Consider the following 20,350-nt stretch of genomic DNA (forward strand, 5'->3'; position numbering starts at 1 on the left):
CATGAAGCGTCTTGAGCAAGCCCGGAAAGTCCCGGCACCACAGGAACTGCCGCCGGAGGTCCGTCCCGGCCAGTCGATCGAGCTGCTCAAGGAGCTGCACATCCTGACCCGCGACGGCAAGTTGAACCAGGACAGCCGCCGCAAGCTCAAGCAGGTCTACCACCTGTACAACTTCATCGAGCCGCTGCTTCGCGACGTGAAGAACGAGAAGGGCAGCGTCTCGCTGGTCGACCACGGCGCCGGCAAGTCCTACCTCGGCTTCATCCTGTACGACCTGTTCGTCAAGGCCGAGGGCGAAGGCTCCCACATCTACGGCATCGAGACCCGCGAAGAGCTGGTCAGCAAATCGACCGAGCTGGCCGCGCGCCTGGGTTTCAATGGGATGTCGTTCCTGCCGCTGTCGGTCGCCGAGTCGACCACTTCGACCGCGCTGCCGGAGTCGATCGACATCGTCACCGCGCTGCACGCCTGTAACACCGCCACCGACGACGCCATCGACTTCGCCCTCAAGAAGAAGGCGAAGCATATGGTGCTGGTGCCGTGCTGCCAGGCCGAAGTCGCGACCGTGCTGCGCAAGAACAAGGGCCAGGACATCAAACGCAGCGCGCTGACCGAGATCTGGCGCCACCCGATCCATACCCGCGAATTCGGCAGCCAGATCACCAATGTGCTGCGCTGCCTGCAGCTCGAGGCCCACGGCTACCAGGTCACGGTCACCGAACTGGTGGGCTGGGAACACTCGATGAAGAACGAGCTGATCGTCGCCACCTACAAGAACCTGCCGCGCCGCCGGCCGAGCGAACGCCTGCACGAAGTGCTGCATGAGGTCGGCCTTGACGAAATGAAGAGCCGTTTTTATACCCAGGCAGAGACCACGGACTAAGAACATGAGCCAAGACCAACAGCGCTGGATCGACCTGCGTAGCGACACCGTCACCCAGCCGAGCGCCGCGATGCGCGCCACCATGGTGGCCGCGCCGGTCGGCGACGACGTCTACGGCGACGACCCGACCGTCAACCGCCTGCAGGACTATGCGGCCGAGCTGTTCGGTTATGAGGCCGGCATGTTCGCCCCGAGCGGCACCCAGACCAATCTGATTGCCTTGATGACCCACTGCGGCCGCGGCGACGAATACCTGGTTGGGCAAGAAGCGCACACCTACAAGTACGAAGGCGGCGGCGCCGCGGTGCTGGGCAGCATCCAGCCGCAGCCGATCGCGAACCAGCCGGACGGCTCGATCGCGCTGGCCGATATCGAGGCCTATATCAAGCCGGACGATATGCACTTCGCGCGCACCCGTCTGCTGGCGCTGGAAAACACCATCGGCGGCCGTGTGCTGAGCCAGGAATACATCGCGGCCGCGACCACGCTCGCCCACGATAAAGGCCTGGCGACCCACCTCGACGGCGCGCGTATCTGCAATGCCGCCGTCAAGCAGGGCATCAGCCTGGTCGATGCGGTCAAAGGTTTCGATACGGTGTCGGTCTGCCTGTCGAAGGGCCTCGGCGCGCCGGTCGGCTCGGTCCTGCTGGGACCGAAGGCCTTCATCGAGCAGGGCAAGCGCTGGCGCAAGATGCTGGGCGGCGGCATGCGCCAGGCCGGCGTGATCGCCGCCGCGGCCCACTACGCGCTGGAGCACAACGTCGCGCTGCTCGCCAACGACCATGACAACGCAGCCGAACTGGCGCGCGGCCTGGCCAGGATCGAACAGCTCAGCGTCGGCACGCCGCAAACGAATATCTTCTGGATGGACGTGCCGGCCGCTGCCTGCGCGCCGCTGCGCCAGGCGCTCGAGCGCGCACAGATCCGCGCCACGGTCGGCCCCAAAATGCGCCTGGTGACCCATCTCGACATCTCGAATGCCGACGTCAAGCGTACGATCGACGTATTCACCGAATTTTTCTCTGATTGGCACGCATGACCGCACCATCGAACACCGACGACGGCATCCGCCTCGCGAAACGCGTCGCTGACGTAGCGGGGTGCTCGCGCGCCGACGCCGAACGCTATATCGCCGGCGGCTGGGTCAGCGTCGATGGCGTGGTGGCCGAAGATCCCGCCACCCGCGTCACGGCCGCGCAACAGGTCGCGATGCTGCCTGGCGCGACCCCGGTCGAGCCGGAGCCGGTCACCATCCTGCTGCACAAGCCGGCTGGCGTCGAGCAGGACGCGCTGCTGGCGACGATCGGCGCCGACACGCAAGTGCTGGACAATGGTTTCGGCAAGCCTTTCCTGCGCCGGCACCTGTTCAAGCTGGCGCTGGCGACGCCGCTTGAGACGACGGCATCCGGCCTGGTCGTGTTCAGCCAGGACTGGCGCGTGATGCGCAAGCTGGTTGAAGATGCGCCGCGCAACGAGTACGAATACGTGGCCGAGGTGGACGGAAAGATCGCCGAGGGTGGCCTCGATAAACTGGGCCGCATGTTCCGCGCCAGCTGGCAAAGCGAGGCCCGCCTGCGCATCGCCGGCAAGAATATCCAGCGCGGCCAGATCGAGCGCCTGTGCGGCGACGTCGGCCTGAAGGTCACCGCGCTGCGCCGCCTGCGCATCGGCCGCATTTCCATGGGCAGCCTGCCGCCGGGCGGCTGGCGTTACCTGCGCGACGTCGAGCGCTTCTGAGTTTTTCCTGATATGCCAAGTTCGTTCCGCCTGGTCGCGACCAGCGTCCTGTTTTTCCTGTTGCTGGGGCCCGTGATCCCGGTGATCGAATTCACCCTGGCCACCTTGTTTACCAAGGGCCGCATCGAGCTCATGCCGTCGTTCTACCTGGCGGCGCTGCTGTTCGGCGCCTTGATCGCGGGCGCGCTCGGCCTTGCACACGGCATGCTGGTGGCGTTGGCCGTCAAGCTGGAACCGCTGCGCCGCCGCCTGCAGACCACGCCGCGGCGCGTGCTGCTGGGCGCGGGCGCGGCGCTGCTGTGCGGCTTTGCGATGACCGCGCTCACGCTCTACATCGCGCGCCATTCCTATGGCGACCTGCTGGGCGGGATGGACCCGAACAACCCGGATCCATGGAAGATCATCCGCGCCTATATGGTGATCGAGCTATTCATCCTGCCGGCGCTGGCCTGCGGCATCCTGTTCCAACTGCTGCCATGGCCGCGCAAGCTGATGCAGCGCGCCGTCGAACGGGCCTGAGAAGTCATACGGCTGTCATCTTGCGTCAATATGCTGTCGATTTTTCATCCTTGGAAAATCGACAACCATGTTCCTGCGCCGCGCCACTAAACCTTCCCGTTATCTCCCGATGTTGAGCGCGATCGCGCTGGCCTGCGTGCTCGCGGCCTGCGGTGGCGACGACGACGATCCGACCCCGACCACGCTCGCGCTGCAGAAGATCGGCGGCTACAACGGCGGGGCGGTTGGCGCGGCCGAGATCACGGCCTATGATGCGGGCAGCCGTCGCCTGTTCGTCGTCAACGGCGCCAACGGCACGGTCGACGTGCTCGACCTGTCGGCGCCGGCAACGCCGAAACTGATCGGCACCATCAATGTGGCCAGCCTGGGCAAGGCGGTCAACAGCGTCGCCGTGCACGACGGCCTGGTGGCGCTGGCGATCGAAGCCAATCCCAAGACCCAGCCGGGCACCGTCGCCTTCTACAATGCGGCCGACCTCAAGCTGGTCAACAGCGTCAAGGTCGGCGCGCTGCCCGACATGCTGACCTTCACGCCGGACGGCACCAAGGTGCTGGTCGCGAACGAGGGTGAGCCGAGCGGCTATGGCGTGGCCGGCACGACCGATCCGGAAGGTTCGGTCAGCGTCATCACCGTCAATCGCGGCGGCACGCCGTCGGTGGCCACCGCCGACTTCCGCGCCTTCAACGGCCAGGAAGCCGCGTTGCGCGCACAGGGCATCCGCATCTTCGGACCGAACGCCAGCGCGGCCCAGGACTTCGAGCCGGAATTCATCACCGTCAGCGACGACGGCCGCATCGCGTGGGTAACCCTGCAAGAGAACAACGCGATCGCCATCGTCGACGTCGCGACCGCCAAGGTCACCGCGGTCAAGCCGCTCGGTTTTAAAGACCACAGCGTCGCCGGCTTCGGGATGGATGCGTCGGACGAGGATGGCGGCGCCAATACCAATAGCGGTTCGCCGGCCATCAAGATCGGCCCGCAGCCGGTGAAAGGCATGTACCTGCCGGACGCCATCGCCAGCTATTCGGTGGACGGCAAGCATTACCTGATCACCGCCAACGAGGGAGACGCCCGCGCCGACTGGCCGGGCTTCAACGAAGAGAGCCGCGTGCGTGCGCACTGCACGGCAGGCCTGGACCCCGCAGTCTTCCCGGACGCGGCCAACCAGATCTTCGATTCGAACCTCGGCCGCCTGCGCATCACGACGACACCGAACGGCGGCAAGGATGGCAAGAACGCAGCAGGGCAGTGCAACGAGCTGTACACCTTCGGCGGCCGCTCGTTCTCGATCTGGGACACCGACATCAAACGCGTCTACGATTCGGGCGACGAATTCGAGCAGCGTACCAAGGCGCTGCCGAACGTCAAATTCAACGCCAGCAACGACAACAACGACCTGGAAGACCGCAGCGCCTCGAAGGGGCCGGAACCGGAGGGCGCCGTGGTCGGCAAGTTCGGCAACAAGCACTACGCCTTCATCGGCCTGGAGCGCGTCGGCGGGGTGATGGTATATGACGTGAGTAAACCATCCCAGGCTTCCTTCGTCACCTACCTGAACACCCGCGACGGCGACAAGGGCGACCTGGGTCCGGAAGGCCTGACCCTGATCCCGGCTTACAAATCGCCGAACGGCAAGCCGCTGCTGATCGTCGGTAACGAAGTCAGCGGCACCACCGCCGTCATGCAGATCAACCTGACTTACTGATCCGCGCGCTTGCGCAGCAGCTGCATGCCGATTGCGGCGGCGACCACCGCCGCACCGGCCACCAGGGCCTTGTTGGCCGGCTGGCTCGGCTGGGGACGACGCTGATTGAGCCGGCTCGGATCGGCATGCAGGCCGCTGGCGCCACGCGGCGCTTCGTACAGCGCGCCGCGCGTATCGGGCGTGCGCTCCGCCCGTTTGGCCCACGCATCCATGAAGCGATTCATCCCGGCCGCGACGAGATTCGGCGCCAGCTGGGTGGCCTTCATGGCGGCGGCCGGCGCCCCGATCACGGTCGTGTCGCGCGGATGGCGGGCCAGCTTGACGACGGCATCGGCCACGGTTTCCGGCGCCAGCGCGCCCGGCGGATACGAGAGATGGGCGCCCGAGTAGTTGGCCGCATGGCTGAAGCCTGGCGAATCCACGAAAGTAGGGTACACGTCGCAGACGTGGATATGGCGCCGCTTGCCTACCTCGGCGCGCAGGGCCTCGCTAAAGCCGCGCAGGCCGAACTTGCTGGCCGCGTAGGCCGCCGCATAGGGCGTGGCGACGTAGCCGCCGGACGAGATCATATTGACCCAGATGCCGCGATCCTGCTCCAGGAAGATCGGCAGCACCGCGTGCGCGTCGTTCATGTGAGTGAGCAGGTTCGTTTCGATCACCTGGCGGTGGTCGTCCATCGGCACGTCCTGGTATTTGCCGACCACGCCGGCGCCGACATTGCTGAACCACAGGTCGATCTGTCCCAGGATGGACCGCGCTTCGCGCGCGAAAGCGGCCACCGCCTTGGCGTCGGTCGCGTCGACCACCACCGTTTCGGCCCGGCCGCCGGCCTGAAAGCATTGGCGGGCAACCTCGTCGAGGCCTTCCTTGCCGCGCGCGCCGAGCACCAGGTCGGCGCCTTCGCGGGCAAAGGCGATGGCGGTCGCGGCGCCAATGCCGCTGGAGGCGCCCATGATGACCACGCGGAGATTCGATGGCTTCATCGTTGACCTTTCATTCACAGTGAAAAGGCCGATTATTCCGCGATTCCGGATGCCGCCGCGTTCGAATGCCGTGCGGCAAGCTGAAGAATGGGCTAGCGCTTGATCTTGGGCAGCTGGACCTGGCGGGTGCCGGCCAGGCGGTCGTGCAGGAACTGGCGGTCCTTGTCGAGGAAGGCGGTGAGCGCCCAGAGGACGATGCCGACCGTCAGTGCAACGGCGATCTCGCCCTTGGCGTGCAGCCCGGCCGCGGCGCACACGAGCAGCGCCGGCGCAAACCAGCCCCAGGCCAGCAGGTAGCGCACGAGGGCCGTGCGCCATGGCAGGCGCGCGTGGCCGGCCTGGACCACCTTGATGCGCCAGGTCTTCATGGCCAGCGTGTGGCCGCTGTCGCGCCAGCACCAGGTGAAGTACAGGCCTGTCACCAGGAACAGCCAGAGCTTGAGCCCATGCTGGAACAGCGGTTCCTGGCGGTTGCCGGTGAGGAGGATGTAGACCAGCACCGCCAGCATCTCGACGGCGAACAGCAGGAAGAATTCATAGACCATCACCGTCACGCGGCGCTTGACGGTCGGCGTCGGCAAGGAAGTCGCGTGCGTCGGCGTGGCCGCGCCCGCAGCGGCAAGCGGCTCAGTTGCTTGCATTGGCGGCCTGCGCGGGTGCCTGCTGGCCGCCCGGGGCGGCGATCGCGCCGCCATCGGCGGCGGAACTGGCCGCCGGACCCGGCGTCACCGGGGAACCGGGAGCAGGGGCGCTCTGCACTGCCGGCGGCACGCTCGCGGTGTCGGTCGGCACCACGGTATCCGTGCCGACCAGGATGCATTCGGCGCCGCGGCGGGTGGTGTTCGGCGGGCAGGGCGTCGGCGTGACCAGCATCGGCGCTTCAGGCAGCGCCACCGGGATGCTCTTGTTGCGCGCCGCTGCCGGGCTGTTGGCCAGCTTGCGTTTCTGGTCATCCGACAGCTGCTTGTAGTTTTCCCAGTTGGCCGCCTTGTCGCCCTGGGCCAGGCGGCTGGTGCGGCTGTAGTTCTCGCGCGCGAGTTCGCGCTGTTCGGGGGTGAGCTTCATCCACTGGCGCATGCGTTGGTGCACGCGCTGCTGCTCGGACGCGGGCATGGAGGCGAAGCGGGCCGACATCTCGATCCACTTGCGCTTGCGCGGTCCTTCCATCTGGTTCCACTCGGGTTCCAGCGGCGCCAGCGCCACTTGCTGGGCGCTGCTCAGATCGTTCCACAGGGGCTTGTCGAAGCTTTTGGGCGACGCGCGCTCGCCATCGACGACGTCGGCCACCGACGGCAGTACGGACGGGGTGTCGAAACGGTCCACGATGACCCAGGCGATGACGCCGGCCACCAGCACTCCGGCCACCGTTTTCAGGACGGGAAACCGTGCTTTCGAGGCGCCGGGCTTCGATGCGCGAGACTGTGAAGCGTCGTTCTTTGTCATTGCCGGCGCTGCTGCGACTCCAGATAGGCGGAAAAGCCCGGGTCGAGGTACGCGTTGAGCGGCAGTTCATCGGACAGCACGGCCGCATCGATGTCGGCCAGCTCGGCGATCTGCTGTTGCTGTTCGTGCTGGTAGACGCCGCCCATGCCGATCACCAGCGCCAGGATCGGCACCGCGACGGCCAGGCGCGACATGGCAGGGCCGCTCAGGGCATTGCCAAAGCCGGCCAGCATCTGGCGCCAGCCGGAAGGGGCCGGCTTGAAATACTCGACCGGCGCGTCCGCCTTCTTGCGCGCGAGCGCGGCGGCGCGCGCGGCAGCCAGCCGGTTGGTGGTCGATGCCGGCAGGGTATCGAGCTGTTCGTTCAGTGCATGGCGGATTTTATACGCCAGGTTGATGTCGTCGGTATTCATAGTGTGATTCCCTTGGCCTTGAGCGCTGCGGCGAGGGCGTGGGTGGCACGGGAGCAATGTGTCTTGACGCTGCCTTCGGAGCATCCCATTGCTTCGGCCGTTTCGGCCACGTCCATATCCTGCCAGTAACGCATGAGGAAGGCTTCCCGTTGACGCGTTGGGAGCTTTTGTACTTCTTCTTCGATCAAGCGCAAAGTTTGTTCACGCTCAAGCTGGTCCGCACTCGACTCTGCCGCGGCCGATCCATCTTCAGCCGCGTATGAGGCAAGTATATCAAAGTCGTCATCGTCATCTCCCTCACGGCGGCTGAAGCCCGAAAACAGGCTGACCCAGGTGTTGCGCACCTTTTCGCGGCGGAAGTAATCGAGGATCGTCGTCTGCAGGATGCGCTGGAACAGCATCGGCAGCTCGGCGGCCGGCTTGTCGCCATATTTTTCGGCCAGCTTGATCATGGCGTCCTGGACGATGTCCAGCGCCGATTCGTCCTTGCGCACCGCATACACCGCCTGCTTGAACGCACGCCGTTCGACATTCTCGAGGAAGTCGTTGAGTTCTTTATCTGTGGCCATGCGGGTTCAAGGAAGCGCTCGTCTTACTCGTGCTTTAGGGAAAACCTTCGCATCCTAGCAAAAAACGTCCTGGCCTGCACCGTAATCGCTCAGTGGAGGGAGGCGGTAATGTCATATGCATAACGTTTAAAAACTGCATGAAGATAGGCGAAATCATTCGTTGTTCGCCTATTGGAGCGTCATTACGCTGTCAACACGACCATACCCGCCTCCGCCATCATGCCGCTCGACATTCCCCGCCAAGCATTTGCTATCCACCCGATCATCGGCGCCCCGCTGGGCGCCGAAGTCGTCGGCCTCGACCTGTCGCGTCCGCTCAGTGCGCAAGACTTCGAACGCCTGCACCGCGCCCACCTCGACTACCACGTGCTGGTGTTCCGCGACCAGCACATCACGCCGGCCGAGCAGGTGGAGTTCAGTCGCCGTTTCGGTCAGTTGCAGATCCACGTGCTGCGCAATTTCCAGCTGGCAGGCCATCCCGAAGTATTGATCGTCTCGAACATCCGCGAGAACGGCGAGCCGATCGGCCTTGGCGATGCCGGCCATTTCTGGCATTCCGACCTGTCGTACAAGGAAACGCCGAGCCTGGGCTCGATGTTGCATGCGCAAGAGTTGCCGGCGGAAGGCGGCGACACCCTGTTCGCGAACCAGCACACGGCCTGGGACGCCTTGCCTGACCATCTGAAGCGCGAGGTCGAAGGCTTGCAGGCCGAGCACTGGTATCTGGCGAAGTATGAAGAGCTGCGTCAGAAAAACCCGTTCCGCCCGAAGCTCACCCAGGCCCAGATCGACGAAGTCAGGCCGGTCAGCCACCCGGTGGTGCGGACCCATCCCGAGACCGGCCGCAAGGCCCTGTTCGTCAGCGAGCACTTCACGACCCGCATCCTGGGCGTGACGGAACAGCGCAGCCGCGAACTGCTCGACGCGCTGTTCGACCACAGCACGCGCGCCCCGCACGTGTACCGCCATCAGTGGCAGCCGCACGACATGGTGTTCTGGGACAACCGCTCGCTGATGCACCTGGCGGCCGGCTGTCCGGACCACCTGCGCCGCAAGCTGTACCGCACGACCATCGAAGGCGACGTTCCGTTCTGACTCAACCCGGGAAACCCATGAAATACCACAAGAAGTTCATTGCCTTAGGTGCTGCACTGGCCCTGACGCTTCCATCATTTGCCCAGGCCGAAGGCCAGATCCGCATCGCCGAGCAGTTCGGCGTGGTCTATCTGCTGCTGAACGTGGCGCAAGACCAGAAACTCATCGAAAAGCATGGCAAGAAGCAGGGCGTCGACATCGATGTCGGCTGGATCAAGCTTTCCGGCGGCGCCGTGATCAACGATGCGCTGCTGTCGGGCTCGATCGATATCGCCGGGGCCGGCGTCGGCCCCCTGATGACGATCTGGGACCGCACCAAGGGCCGCCAGAACGTGCGCGGCGTCGCCTCGCTGGGCAGCTTCCCCTATTACCTGGTCAGCACGAATCCGAACGTCAAGACCATTGCCGACTTCGGCCCCAAAGATCGCATCGCCTTGCCGGCGGTGACGGTATCGGTGCAGGCCCGCATCCTGCAGATGGCCGCCGCCAAGCAGTGGGGCAATGCCCAATTCAAGAAACTCGACCCGATCACCCAGACCTTGCCGCACCCGGACGCGGCCGCGGCCCTGATCGCCGGCAAGACCGAATTGAACGCCCACTTCGGCGGGCCGCCATTCCAGGAGCAAGAGCTTGCCGGTAACCCGAACGCGAAGATTGTGCTCGATTCCTACCAGGTGCTGGGCGGGCCGGCCTCGGCGACGGTGCTGTATGCCACCGAAAAATACGTAAAGCAAAATCCCAAGACCTACCGCGCCTTCCTCGATGCGCTGGCCGAGGCCGCCCAGTACATCGCGACCAATCCGGACGGCGCAGCCGATGCCTACCTGCGGGTCAACAAGGGCAATATCGACCGCGCGCTGCTGCTGAAGGTGATCAAGGATCCGAAGACGCAGTTCCGCGTCGCGCCGCAGAATACGCTGGGCCTGGCGCAGTTCCTGCACCAGGTCGGCGCCATCAAGAACAAGCCGGCCTCGTGGAAGGATTACTTCTTCGAGCATCCGGTCATTGCCAACGGGAGCTGACATGATCACCCCTGTCATACCGCTGAACCTGGTCCAAAAAGTTGCAACGTCGGAACCACTGCTGCGCGCCGAGCACGTCACCCTCGAGTATGCGAGCGAGCGCGGCATCGTGCGGGCCACGGACGACGTCAGCTTCGACGTCCACCGCGGCGACCGCTTCGTGCTGCTGGGACCGTCCGGCTGCGGCAAGTCGACCTTGTTGAAAGCGATCGGCGGCTTCATCGCGCCGCGCGCCGGCAGCCTCAGCCTGTCCGGCAAGCCGATCACGGGGCCGGGGCCGGATCGCATCGTCGTGTTCCAGGAATTCGATCAGCTGCCGCCATGGAAGACGGTGCGGCAGAACGTGATGTTCCCGATGCTGGCGGGCGGCGTATCGCGTAGCGAGGCCGACCGGCGTGCCCGCCACTGGCTGGGCAAGGTCGGGCTGGCGCGCTTTGCCGACGCCTATCCGCACACCTTGTCGGGCGGCATGAAGGCGCGGGTGGCCATTGCCCGCGCGCTGGCCATGCAGCCGGCCGTGCTGCTGATGGACGAGCCGTTCGCCGCGCTCGACGCGCTGACCCGGCGCAGCATGCAGGAAGAATTGCAGGCGCTGTGGGACGAGATCGGTTTTACGATGCTGTTCGTGACCCACTCGATCGAGGAAGCGCTGGTGGTGGGCAACCGCATCCTGCTGTTGTCGCCCCATCCGGGCCGGGTACGGGCCGAGCTCAATAGCCACCAGTTCAGCTTGTCGAGCGCCGGTAGCCAGGAATTCCAGGCGGCTACCCAGCGCATTCATGGCTTGCTGTTCGATGGCGATACCGCACCGGATGTGCGCCAGGATGAAGACCGCATGGCGGAGGCGCACTGATGACGACCCTGCGCGAACCGCCGATCCGTCCCGAGTACGTCCTGCCATTGCGGCCCGCCGTGGCTGTCCCCGCCGCGGCATCGATCTCGCTGGACCGCTTCGGCTGGTTGAGAAAACCCGCCATCCTGCTGGCGCTGGCCGTCGTGTGGGAAGTGTTGGCGCGCTGGTTCGATAACGACCTGCTGCTGCCGGGCGCGCTGCAGACCGGTCGCGCCTTCGTGGATGGCATGTTGTCGGGCGAGCTGATCGGCTATGTCTCGGTGTCGCTGGCGATCCTGAGCCAGGGCTTTCTGCTGGGCGTGGCGGGTTCCTTCCTGCTGACCTGGCTGGCGGTCTCGAACCGCTTCGGACGCGAGCTGATCGATACCTTGACCTCGATGTTCAACCCGCTGCCGGCCATCGCGCTGCTGCCGCTGGCGCTGCTGTGGTTCGGGCTGGGCAAGGGCAGCCTGTTGATGGTGCTGGTGCACTCTGTGCTATGGCCGCTGACCCTGAATGCCAGCGCGGGATTCCGCGCCGTGCCCGAGACCTTGCGCATGGCCGGTCGCAATTACGGTCTTGGGGGATTACGCATGGTCCTGCAAATCCTGATTCCGGCCGCATTGCCGTCGATCCTGTCGGGTCTCAAGATCGGCTGGGCGTTCGCCTGGCGCACCCTGATCGCCGCCGAGCTGGTGTTCGGAAGCACTTCGGGGCAGGGCGGGCTGGGCTGGTACATCTTCCAGAGCCGCAATGAGCTGTTCACCGACAAGGTGTTCGCGGGACTGGCGACCGTAATCATCATCGGGCTGGCGATCGAGCACTTCGTGTTCCAGACGCTGGAACGCGTCACCGTGCGGCGATGGGGCATGCAGCGTTAAACTCCCTTCACGCAAAAACCGCGCACTTTTCGGATAGTCGGCCGAATTTGTTGCACCATTTTCGTTCATGAAGCGATTTTTATCTTTCCTTCTTGACCAAAATGGTGCGGCGCGGTAAGGTGTCCCTCACGCTTTGCACCCCCAAGGCTTTTACGTCATCCGGATTCGGCACACAAGGCCCAGTCCGGTTGTGACACGCTTTCATTTGTAGGCAGTTTGCTCCGACCCGCGCCACAAGCGCGAGAGATGCGTAAGACCGCTACAAACACTCACGCTCAACGAGTTGCGCCCAGCGCCGGTGCGTAAGGACCCTACGGTGTCCGAAACATCGACGTGCACGCAGAAAGTAGTCAAGCCTGAGGGTTGTCGCGCAAAGACGCATATCGTTAGGAACGGGCATCCGATCAATCTCCCATTGGGTTTTGAAAGGAATGTACATGAGTAACGATTCAGCCGTCCCGATCACGGGCGCTGAGATAGTGGTCCGTTGTCTGGCAGAAGAGGGCGTCAAGCACGTCTTCGGTTACCCGGGCGGCGCGGTCCTCTATATCTACGACGCGATCTTCCAACAGGACAAATTCCAGCACGTCCTCGTTCGCCACGAACAGGCCGCGGTGCATGCCGCCGACGCCTATTCGCGCAGCTCGAACACCGTGGGCGTCGCCCTGGTCACTTCCGGTCCGGGCGTCACCAATGCCGTCACGGGCCTGTCCACCGCCTATATGGATTCGATCCCGATGGTCGTGATCTCGGGCCAGGTGCCAAGCCATGCGATCGGCCAGGATGCCTTCCAGGAATGCGATACCGTCGGCATCACCCGTCCGGTGGTCAAGCACAACTTCCTGGTCAAGGATGTGCGCGAGCTGGCCTCGACCATCAAGAAAGCCTTCTTTATCGCCCGTACCGGCCGTCCAGGCCCCGTGCTGGTCGATATTCCGAAGGACATCACCGTCAATAAATGCCTGTTCGAGTACCCGCGCGAGATCGAAATGCGCTCGTACCGTCCGGTCGACAAGGGCCATGCCGGCCAGATCCGCAAGGCGGTCCAGCTGTTGCAGAACGCCGAGCGCCCGATGATTTATGCGGGCGGCGGCGTGATCCTGGCCAATGCCTCGGATGAACTGAACCGCCTGGTCGAGAAAACCGGTTTCCCGATCACGAATACGCTGATGGGCCTGGGCGGATCGCGCTCTTCCGATCCGCACTTCGTCGGCATGCCGGGCATGCACGGCACCTATGAAGCGAACATGGCGATGCAGCACTGCGACGTCCTGATCGCCATCGGCTCCCGCTTCGACGACCGCGTGATCGGCAATCCGAAGCACTTCGCCTCGAATCCGCGCAAGATCATCCACATCGACATCGACCCCTCGTCGATCTCGAAGCGGGTGCGGGTCGACATCCCGATCGTCGGCAACGTCAAGGACGTGCTGGTCGAACTGCTGTCGCAACTCGATGCCGGCAACGTCTCGCCAAACACCAATGCGCTGCAGGGCTGGTGGAAGCAGATCGCCGAATGGCGTGGCCGCGACTGCCTCAAGTATCCGACCTCGGACATCGTGATCAAGCCGCAGGCCGTCATCGAGCAGCTGCATAAGGTGACCAATGGCGACGCCTTCATCACCTCTGACGTCGGCCAGCACCAGATGTGGGCTGCGCAGTACTACGCCTTCGACAAGCCGCGGCGCTGGATCAATTCCGGCGGCCTGGGCACGATGGGCGTCGGCCTGCCGTACGCGATGGGCGTGCAGATGGCCAATCCGGATGCGACCGTGGCCTGCGTCACCGGCGAGGGTTCGATCCAGATGTGCATCCAGGAGCTTGCCACCTGCAAGCAATACCACCTGACGCCGAAGATCATCCTGCTCAACAACCGTTTCCTGGGCATGGTGCGCCAGTGGCAGCAGATCGACTACGGTTCGCGCTATTCCGAGTCGTATATGGATTCGCTGCCCGATTTCGAAAAACTGGCCGAGGCCTATGGTCACGTCGGCATGCGCATCGAAAAGCCGGGCGATGTCGAGGGTTCATTGCGCGAAGCGTTCGCCATGAAGGACCGCCTGGTCTTCATGAACTTCATCACCGACCAGAACGAAAACGTCTGGCCGATGGTCAAGGCGGGCCGCGGCCTGAACGAGATGCTGCTCGGCTCGGAGGACCTGTGATGCGACACATTATCTCTGTCCTCCTGGAGAACGAAGCCGGCGCGCTGTCGCGCGTGGTCGGCCTGTTCTCGGCGCGCGGCTACAACATCGAAACCCTGACCGTGGCCCCGACCGAAGACGCGACCCTGTCGCGCATGACGATCGTCACTTCCGGTTCGGACGACATCATCGAGCAGATCACCAAGCACCTGAACCGCCTGATCGAGGTGGTGAAGGTGGTCGACCTGACCGAAGGCCAGCACATCGAGCGCGAGCTCATGCTGATCAAGGTGCGCGCGGTCGGCAAGGAGCGCGAAGAAATGAAGCGCACCGCCGACATCTTCCGCGGCCGCATCATCGATGTCACCGAAAAGACCTACACGATCGAGCTCACCGGCGCCAAGTCGAAGCTGGACGCCTTCATCGACTCGATCGACCGGGCTTCCATCCTCGAGACCGTCCGCACCGGCGGCTCGGGCATCGGACGCGGCGAACGCATCCTAAAAGTCTAAGAACGAACTGTAGGGTGGACGGCTCCGCCGTCCACGCGCAACGCCCCCATACTCATACATAACTATTTATATACAGGATCCCAAAATGAAAGTTTTCTACGACAAAGACTGCGACCTCTCCCTCATCAAAGGCAAGAACGTCGCCATCATCGGCTACGGCTCGCAAGGCCACGCCCACGCCCAGAACCTCTCTGAATCGGGCGTCAACGTCACCGTCGGCCTGCGCCGCGGCGGCGCGTCGTGGGGCAAGGTCGAGCAAGCCGGCCTGAAGGTCGCCGAGGTCGACGAGGCAGTGAAAAACGCCGACGTCATCATGATCCTGCTGCCTGACGAAAACATCGCCGAGGTCTACAACAAGAACGTCGCGCCGAACGCCAAGCAGGGCGCCGTGCTGGCCTTCGCCCACGGCTTCAACGTGCATTACGGCCAGGTCGTGCCGCGTGCCGACCTCGACGTGATCATGGTCGCGCCAAAGGCACCGGGCCACACCGTGCGCGGCACCTACACGCAAGGTGGCGGCGTGCCGCACCTGGTCGCCGTCTACCAGGACAAATCGGGCGCGGCGCGCGACATCGCGCTGTCGTATGCCATGGCCAACGGCGGCGGCCGCGCCGGCATCATCGAGACCAACTTCCGCGAAGAAACCGAGACCGACCTGTTCGGCGAGCAGGCCGTGCTGTGCGGCGGCGCCGTCGAGCTGATCAAGGCTGGTTTCGAAACCCTGACCGAAGCCGGCTACGCGCCTGAGATGGCGTATTTCGAGTGCCTGCACGAGCTGAAACTGATCGTCGACCTGATCTACGAAGGCGGCATCGCCAATATGAACTACTCGATCTCGAACAATGCGGAATACGGCGAATACGTGACCGGCCCGCGCATCGTCACCGAGCAGACCAAGGAAGCGATGCGTCAGTGCCTGAAGGACATCCAGACCGGCGAATACGCCAAGAGCTTCATCCTGGAAAACAAGGCCGGCGCCCCGACCCTGATCTCGCGTCGCCGCCTGACCGCCGAGCACCAGATCGAAGAAGTCGGCGCCAAGCTGCGCGGCATGATGCCGTGGATCGCCAAGAACAAGCTGGTGGATCAGTCGAAGAACTAAGTTTTTTGGCACGGTAGCGCAGCGATTGCGCCACTAAAGCGAGGGTCAGGTCTGACATTCGGACACGGCCTCGACTGCAAGCGTTTCCATGGCTGGGGTCGTGTCTGAATGTCAGACCTGACCCCGCTGTTATTTTGTGACCCCGCTGTTATTTTGACCGCGGTTGTTACAAATTCGACCGTAAACCTACTCATTTGCAACTGTCCATTACAAAATCACGATGGAATCATTGTGATTGGTATCGTATAAGTGCTGTCAGACATCTGTCGCAACTTATAGGAGAACAATAAATGGCTGTTTCTAAATCCCTCGTCGCCGCCGCCCTGGTCCTGGCCTTCAGCGCTGCCCAGGCGCAAACCCTGCCGTCGCCGGCCACCAGCGGCACCATGGTCGTGGTCCCGGCCTTCGGCGAAGTGAAGCACGCCAATGACCAGGCCACCGTCGTTTTCGCCGTCGAAGAGCACGACAAGGACAAAAATGCCGCCGCCGACCGCGTCAACCGCAAGATGAAAGAGGGCACCGAGATCGTGCGCCGCGCCGATCCGAATGCCGAACTCAAGACCCAGGGCTATTACACCTACCCGGTCTATCCGGAAGTCCCGCCGCAGCCGGTCGGCCGCACCACGCAGCAGCCGGTCAAGCCAGTGCCGATCGCCTGGCGCGTCGGCCAGTACCTGGAAGTGAAGACCACTAACCTGGCCGCGCTGCCGAAGACCGCCGCCGCCGCCCAGAAGGTGCTGCAGATCAATGGCGTCAATTTCGGCCTGAGCCCTGAACTCGAAAAGCGCCTGGACGACCAGCGCATCGCCGCAACCTACCAGAACCTCAACGAGCGCATCGTCTCGATCGCCAAGGCCATGGGCCGCCAGCCGACCGACGCCATGCTCGATACGGTCGACTTCGAAGGCTCGGGCAATTACGCGGGCGATGCCGCGGCGCCACAGGCCATGATGATGCGCAGCGCCAAGCGCGAGATGGCCGACGAGATGTCGGAACCGAGCTTCGAACCGGGCGAAACCACGCTGCAAATGCGCGTGGTGGGCAAGGTCAAGTTCAAGTAAAAGCTGGCTGTGTTCAAGTAAGCGCCAGGCAATCGCCAGTCGGGTTAGCGTAGTGTTTCGCTAACACGTGTCCCCGCCTCTATAATGTGGGGGAACTGTCGCTCGGCGACTTACTTGAATACGAATCCTTATGCCAACCTTTCCACGAAGAAGAACACCAGGGACAACGCCAAAGGGTCCACGATTTTCCCGCCTGAAAAAGCGTTTCGGCCGCCGTGCGGAAGACCGCCAGGCCGGCGAACGTGGGCGCGGCATCTACCTGCTTCCCAACGCCTTCACCACCGCGGCCCTGTTCTGCGGCTTCTATGCCATCGTCATGGCGATGAACCAGCGCTTCGAGCATGCCTGCTGGGCCGTGTTCATTGCCATGATCCTCGACGGCCTGGACGGACGCATCGCGCGCCTGACCAATACCCAGTCCGAGTTCGGCGCACAATACGACAGCCTGGCCGACATGGTCTCGTTCGGCGCCGCGCCGGCGCTGGTGATCTATGAATGGTCGCTGCGCGGCCTCGGCAAGCTGGGCTGGATCGCGGCCTTCATCTACTGCGCCTGCGCGGCGCTGCGCCTGGCGCGTTTCAACACCAATATCCAGGTGGTGGACAAGCGCTTCTTCCAGGGCTTGCCGAGCCCGGCCGCCGCGGCGCTGGTGATCGGCTTCATCATGATGATGATCGACCCCGACATCAGCGTCAGCGCGCGCAAGGTGGATTGGGTGTCGTGGTGCATCGCCGTGTTCGCCGGCCTGACCATGGTGTCCAACGTGCCGTTCTACAGTTTTAAAGACATCAATTTCAGGAAGTCGGTGCCGTTCATCGCGGTGTTCCTGATCGCGCTGGTGCTGGCGCTGCTGGCGATCGATCCACCCAAGGTCCTGTGGCCGATCTTCGTGGTGTATGGTCTGTCGGGCTATGCCGTATATGTCTGGCAGAAGGCCAAGGGCAAGCCGGTCAGCATCATTCCGCTCGACGACGAGCCGGACGACGTGCGCCGCTAATGCCGGTGATTGGCTTCCGTCTGCGGTTGACGAAGATGCTCGCCGTTGCCGCGGCGGCGCTGGCCGTGCTGGTCCTGGCCGGCGCCCTGAGCGCCTGTTCGCCGCTCGGCCTGGTTAATGCGGTGTCGCCGGGCGGCACCGCGCGCTCGGTTGCAACGGCCGCCTTCGGTCCCGACCCGCGCCACGTGCTGTCCATCTACCGGCCCGCATCGGGCGCAAGCAAGGCGCCGGTGATCGTCTTCTTCTACGGCGGCAATTGGGTCAGTGGCGAGCGCGACGATTATGCCTTCGTCGGCCGTTCGCTGGCCAAGCGCGGGTTCGTGGTGGTGATTCCCGATTACCGCCTGTATCCGCAGGCCAGCTATCCCGACTTCCTGCACGATGGCGCGCGCGCCGTCGTCTGGACCCAACGCCGGATCGCGGCCTATGGCGGCGATCCGAAACGCCTGTTCGTCATGGGCCATAGCGCGGGCGCCTATAACGCGGCGATGCTGGCGCTCGACCCACGCTGGCTGCGCCAACAGGGGAGTAGTCCCGACACTCTGCGCGGCTGGATCGGCATGGCGGGTCCGTATAACTTCTTGCCTGTCGAGAACGAGACCACGCGTCCGGTTTTCCACTATCCCGATACGCCGGCCGACTCGCAGCCGGTCGCTCACGTCACGGCCGGGGCGCCGCCGGCGCTGCTGATCGCCGCCCGCAACGACACGACGGTGAACCCGGAACGCAATACTGGCGTGCTCGCGGCCAGGATGCGCAACGCCGACGTTCCCGTGCGCGAGGAATACTACGACAACGTCAACCACGCCACCCTGGTCGCCACGCTCTCGTCCACGCTGAGCCGCCTAGCGCCAAGCCTGGACGCGGTCGAGGATTTCGTGCGCAGCGACGGCGGTCGACGAACCTCTCCGGCTGCTCCGGCAAAGTAACGCTCAGAAGCCGAAGCGGTCGCGTGGTTCGTACATCGGATCGGGACCATTCATCATCTGCCGCACGACGCCTTGCTCGTCGAAATGGACGTGCATGAGCGAATTCCAGACGCCGGCTTCCTTGTAGCGATAAGACCAGACCTCATAATCTTTCATGGCGACATGTGACCGCTCGGCGGGGCGGCCGACGGTGTGCAATACCTGCTCCCTGGTCGCTTGATCGATTTTAATCGTGGCAAATTTCTCGCTCGTGAGGACTTGCTCGTAAGAGAGCAGGCGGCCATCCGGGCCGAGGTGCGCCATCCAGGTGTTTTGACCCATGGGGCCGGTGGCGTATTCGAGAGTGCGAGACGCGCCATCGACATACACCGCGGTTGGCGTCCCCATCTTGGCCTGGATCACATCCTGCGTGTCGCCGGGGTTCGGCGGCGTGCGCATGGCGCAGGCCGTCAGCAGCAGGGTGGCGATGAATATTGTTCGTTTGATCATTGTGTTTTAATCGTCGCAGCACTCACCAGATGCCGCGATCCTGTGGGTTATACATGGGATCCGACGCATTCATCATCTGGCGCACCACGCCTTGCCCGTCAAAATGGACGTGCATCAATGAATTCCACACGCCGGCCTCCTTGTAGCGATATGACCATACCTCATAGTCGTGCATGGCGACGCGCGAGCGCTCGGCCGGATGGCCGAAGGTGCGCAGCATGTCGTCCTTCGTCGCGTGGTCAATTTTAACAGTGGCAAATTTCTCGCTTGTGAGGACTTGCTCGTAGGAGGCGAGGCGGCCATCCGGGCCCAGGTGCGCCATCCAGGTGTACTGGCCCATGGGCCCGGTAGAGTACTCGAGGGTGCGTTGCGCGCCCTCGGTGTAGACCGCGGTGGGTGCGCCCATCTTGGACTGGACGACGTCCTGCGAATCGCCGGGATCCGGCGCCTGGCGGATGGCGCAGCCGGCCAGCAGCAGGGCGGCTGCCAGTGTTGTAATTTGGCTCATCTTGTTCATGATTGTCACCTGTGTCGAGCTTGCCAGCTGGGCGACGTCCTGTCCAATCGCCGAAGGAAGATAGCAAACACTGGTTCGGGCCGGCGTTTTGCACTATACTGGCGGGTCTGTCCAATCCGGACAGTTATTTGATAAATCACGGTGCTCTGGGTTCCGACTCTTGCACCGCATGTGAAAGGTAACATCATGTCGGTTGAAAACATCAACAAAGCCGCGATCATCGCGGACAACGCACGTGGCCAAAACGATACCGGTTCGCCGGAAGTCCAGGTCGCACTGCTGACCGCACGCATCAACGAACTGAACGGCCACTTCAAGGCACACCAGAAGGATCACCACTCGCGTCGTGGTCTGATCATGATGGTCAACCGCCGTAAGAGCCTGCTGGCTTACCTGAAGAACAAAGATCTGAATCGTTACCGCGACCTGATCGCCAAGCTGGGCCTGCGTAAGTAATCGCAAGCTCTTGCTTCAGACGGTTTAGTCAAAAATGCCTGCGCCAGTTGTCTGACGCGGG

Annotated in this window: 23 protein-coding genes; 16 read left to right on the forward strand and 7 right to left on the reverse strand. The window is 63.6% G+C overall.

Features of this window, described 5'->3' with window-relative positions; translation table 11 throughout:
- The first annotated feature begins 1 nt into the window (after nt 1).
- From SOM28_RS16650 to SOM28_RS16670, 5 genes are all read left to right on the forward strand, one after another.
- The gene (locus SOM28_RS16650) at nt 2–883 is read left to right on the forward strand and encodes a class I SAM-dependent methyltransferase (protein ID WP_123070631.1); all 882 of its coding nucleotides are present in this window, start codon (nt 2–4) and stop codon (nt 881–883) included.
- Nucleotides 884–887: 4 nt separating this feature from the next.
- On the forward strand, nt 888–1,922 hold the full coding sequence (ltaE, locus tag SOM28_RS16655) for a low-specificity L-threonine aldolase (RefSeq protein WP_123070632.1): 1,035 nt from the start codon (nt 888–890) through the stop codon (nt 1,920–1,922).
- Nucleotides 1,919–2,620 carry an RNA pseudouridine synthase gene (locus SOM28_RS16660; RefSeq protein WP_123070633.1) on the forward strand — a complete coding sequence of 234 codons (702 nt, stop codon included), beginning with the start codon at nt 1,919–1,921 and terminating at the stop codon, nt 2,618–2,620. The genes ltaE and SOM28_RS16660 overlap by 4 nt, the downstream gene beginning before the upstream one ends.
- A gap of 12 nt (nt 2,621–2,632) precedes the next feature.
- Nucleotides 2,633–3,139: a hypothetical protein gene (locus SOM28_RS16665; RefSeq protein WP_123070634.1), complete on the forward strand. Its 507-nt coding sequence runs from the start codon at nt 2,633–2,635 to the stop codon at nt 3,137–3,139.
- Nucleotides 3,140–3,206: 67 nt separating this feature from the next.
- Nucleotides 3,207–4,844, forward strand: coding sequence for a choice-of-anchor I family protein (locus SOM28_RS16670; protein WP_320468767.1), 1,638 nt, complete (start codon nt 3,207–3,209; stop codon nt 4,842–4,844).
- On the opposite strand, the gene SOM28_RS16675 is transcribed toward SOM28_RS16670, so the two are convergent.
- The 5 genes from SOM28_RS16675 to SOM28_RS16695 form a co-directional block, all read right to left on the reverse strand.
- On the reverse strand, nt 4,838–5,827 hold the full coding sequence (locus SOM28_RS16675) for an SDR family oxidoreductase (RefSeq protein WP_320468768.1): 990 nt from the start codon (nt 5,825–5,827) through the stop codon (nt 4,838–4,840). The two genes, SOM28_RS16670 and SOM28_RS16675, sit on opposite strands and share 7 nt — an antisense overlap.
- 92 nt (nt 5,828–5,919) lie before the next feature.
- The gene (locus SOM28_RS16680; protein ID WP_123070637.1) at nt 5,920–6,468 is read right to left on the reverse strand and encodes an RDD family protein; all 549 of its coding nucleotides are present in this window, start codon (nt 6,466–6,468) and stop codon (nt 5,920–5,922) included.
- The gene (locus SOM28_RS16685) at nt 6,455–7,270 is read right to left on the reverse strand and encodes a DUF3106 domain-containing protein (protein ID WP_320468769.1); all 816 of its coding nucleotides are present in this window, start codon (nt 7,268–7,270) and stop codon (nt 6,455–6,457) included. Before SOM28_RS16685 ends, SOM28_RS16680 begins: the two co-directional genes overlap by 14 nt.
- Complete coding sequence (locus SOM28_RS16690) at nt 7,267–7,683, reverse strand: DUF3619 family protein (RefSeq protein WP_123070639.1); 417 nt, start codon at nt 7,681–7,683, stop codon at nt 7,267–7,269. Before SOM28_RS16690 ends, SOM28_RS16685 begins: the two co-directional genes overlap by 4 nt.
- Nucleotides 7,680–8,252 (reverse strand): RNA polymerase sigma factor, encoded by a 573-nt coding sequence (locus SOM28_RS16695; protein ID WP_123070640.1) that lies wholly within the window; start codon nt 8,250–8,252, stop codon nt 7,680–7,682. The genes SOM28_RS16690 and SOM28_RS16695 overlap by 4 nt, the downstream gene beginning before the upstream one ends.
- A 219-nt stretch (nt 8,253–8,471) precedes the next feature.
- Between SOM28_RS16695 and SOM28_RS16700 the strand changes: the two genes are divergently transcribed.
- The 10 genes from SOM28_RS16700 (at nt 8,472) to SOM28_RS16745 (ending at nt 18,827) form a co-directional block, all read left to right on the forward strand.
- Entirely contained in the window at nt 8,472–9,347 is an 876-nt protein-coding gene (locus SOM28_RS16700) for a TauD/TfdA dioxygenase family protein (RefSeq protein ID WP_123070646.1), read from the forward strand.
- Nucleotides 9,348–9,364: 17 nt separating this feature from the next.
- Nucleotides 9,365–10,369, forward strand: coding sequence for an ABC transporter substrate-binding protein (locus SOM28_RS16705; protein ID WP_320468770.1), 1,005 nt, complete (start codon nt 9,365–9,367; stop codon nt 10,367–10,369).
- Between the two features lies 1 nt (nt 10,370).
- Entirely contained in the window at nt 10,371–11,222 is an 852-nt protein-coding gene (locus SOM28_RS16710; RefSeq protein WP_320468771.1) for an ABC transporter ATP-binding protein, read from the forward strand.
- Nucleotides 11,222–12,082 (forward strand): ABC transporter permease, encoded by an 861-nt coding sequence (locus SOM28_RS16715; protein ID WP_320468772.1) that lies wholly within the window; start codon nt 11,222–11,224, stop codon nt 12,080–12,082. Before SOM28_RS16710 ends, SOM28_RS16715 begins: the two co-directional genes overlap by 1 nt.
- 437 nt (nt 12,083–12,519) lie before the next feature.
- Complete coding sequence (locus SOM28_RS16720; protein WP_320468773.1) at nt 12,520–14,247, forward strand: acetolactate synthase 3 catalytic subunit; 1,728 nt, start codon at nt 12,520–12,522, stop codon at nt 14,245–14,247.
- Nucleotides 14,247–14,738: an acetolactate synthase small subunit gene (gene ilvN / locus SOM28_RS16725; protein WP_005666354.1), complete on the forward strand. Its 492-nt coding sequence runs from the start codon at nt 14,247–14,249 to the stop codon at nt 14,736–14,738. The genes SOM28_RS16720 and ilvN overlap by 1 nt, the downstream gene beginning before the upstream one ends.
- Before the next feature lie 85 nt (nt 14,739–14,823).
- Nucleotides 14,824–15,840, forward strand: coding sequence for a ketol-acid reductoisomerase (ilvC, locus tag SOM28_RS16730; protein WP_147933101.1), 1,017 nt, complete (start codon nt 14,824–14,826; stop codon nt 15,838–15,840).
- Nucleotides 15,841–16,130: 290 nt separating this feature from the next.
- Entirely contained in the window at nt 16,131–16,901 is a 771-nt protein-coding gene (locus SOM28_RS16735; RefSeq protein ID WP_320468774.1) for an SIMPL domain-containing protein, read from the forward strand.
- Between the two features lie 130 nt (nt 16,902–17,031).
- Complete coding sequence (gene pssA / locus SOM28_RS16740; protein WP_123070704.1) at nt 17,032–17,898, forward strand: CDP-diacylglycerol--serine O-phosphatidyltransferase; 867 nt, start codon at nt 17,032–17,034, stop codon at nt 17,896–17,898.
- A gap of 35 nt (nt 17,899–17,933) precedes the next feature.
- Complete coding sequence (locus tag SOM28_RS16745) at nt 17,934–18,827, forward strand: alpha/beta hydrolase (protein WP_320468775.1); 894 nt, start codon at nt 17,934–17,936, stop codon at nt 18,825–18,827.
- A 3-nt stretch (nt 18,828–18,830) separates the two neighbouring features.
- On the opposite strand, the gene bamE is transcribed toward SOM28_RS16745, so the two are convergent.
- Nucleotides 18,831–19,316 (reverse strand): outer membrane protein assembly factor BamE domain-containing protein, encoded by a 486-nt coding sequence (gene bamE, locus SOM28_RS16750; RefSeq protein WP_320468776.1) that lies wholly within the window; start codon nt 19,314–19,316, stop codon nt 18,831–18,833.
- A 22-nt stretch (nt 19,317–19,338) separates the two neighbouring features.
- A complete protein-coding gene (locus tag SOM28_RS16755) occupies nt 19,339–19,833 on the reverse strand; it encodes a hypothetical protein (RefSeq protein WP_320468777.1) in 495 nt (164 codons plus the stop codon).
- Between the two features lie 186 nt (nt 19,834–20,019).
- Here SOM28_RS16755 and rpsO point away from each other — a divergent pair, with 186 nt between their 5' ends.
- A complete protein-coding gene (gene rpsO, locus SOM28_RS16760) occupies nt 20,020–20,289 on the forward strand; it encodes a 30S ribosomal protein S15 (protein WP_005666365.1) in 270 nt (89 codons plus the stop codon).
- The last annotated feature ends 61 nt before the right edge of the window (nt 20,290–20,350 follow it).

Source organism: Massilia sp. CFBP9026 (assembly GCF_034045165.1).
GTDB lineage: Bacteria > Pseudomonadota > Gammaproteobacteria > Burkholderiales > Burkholderiaceae_D > Telluria > Telluria arenae.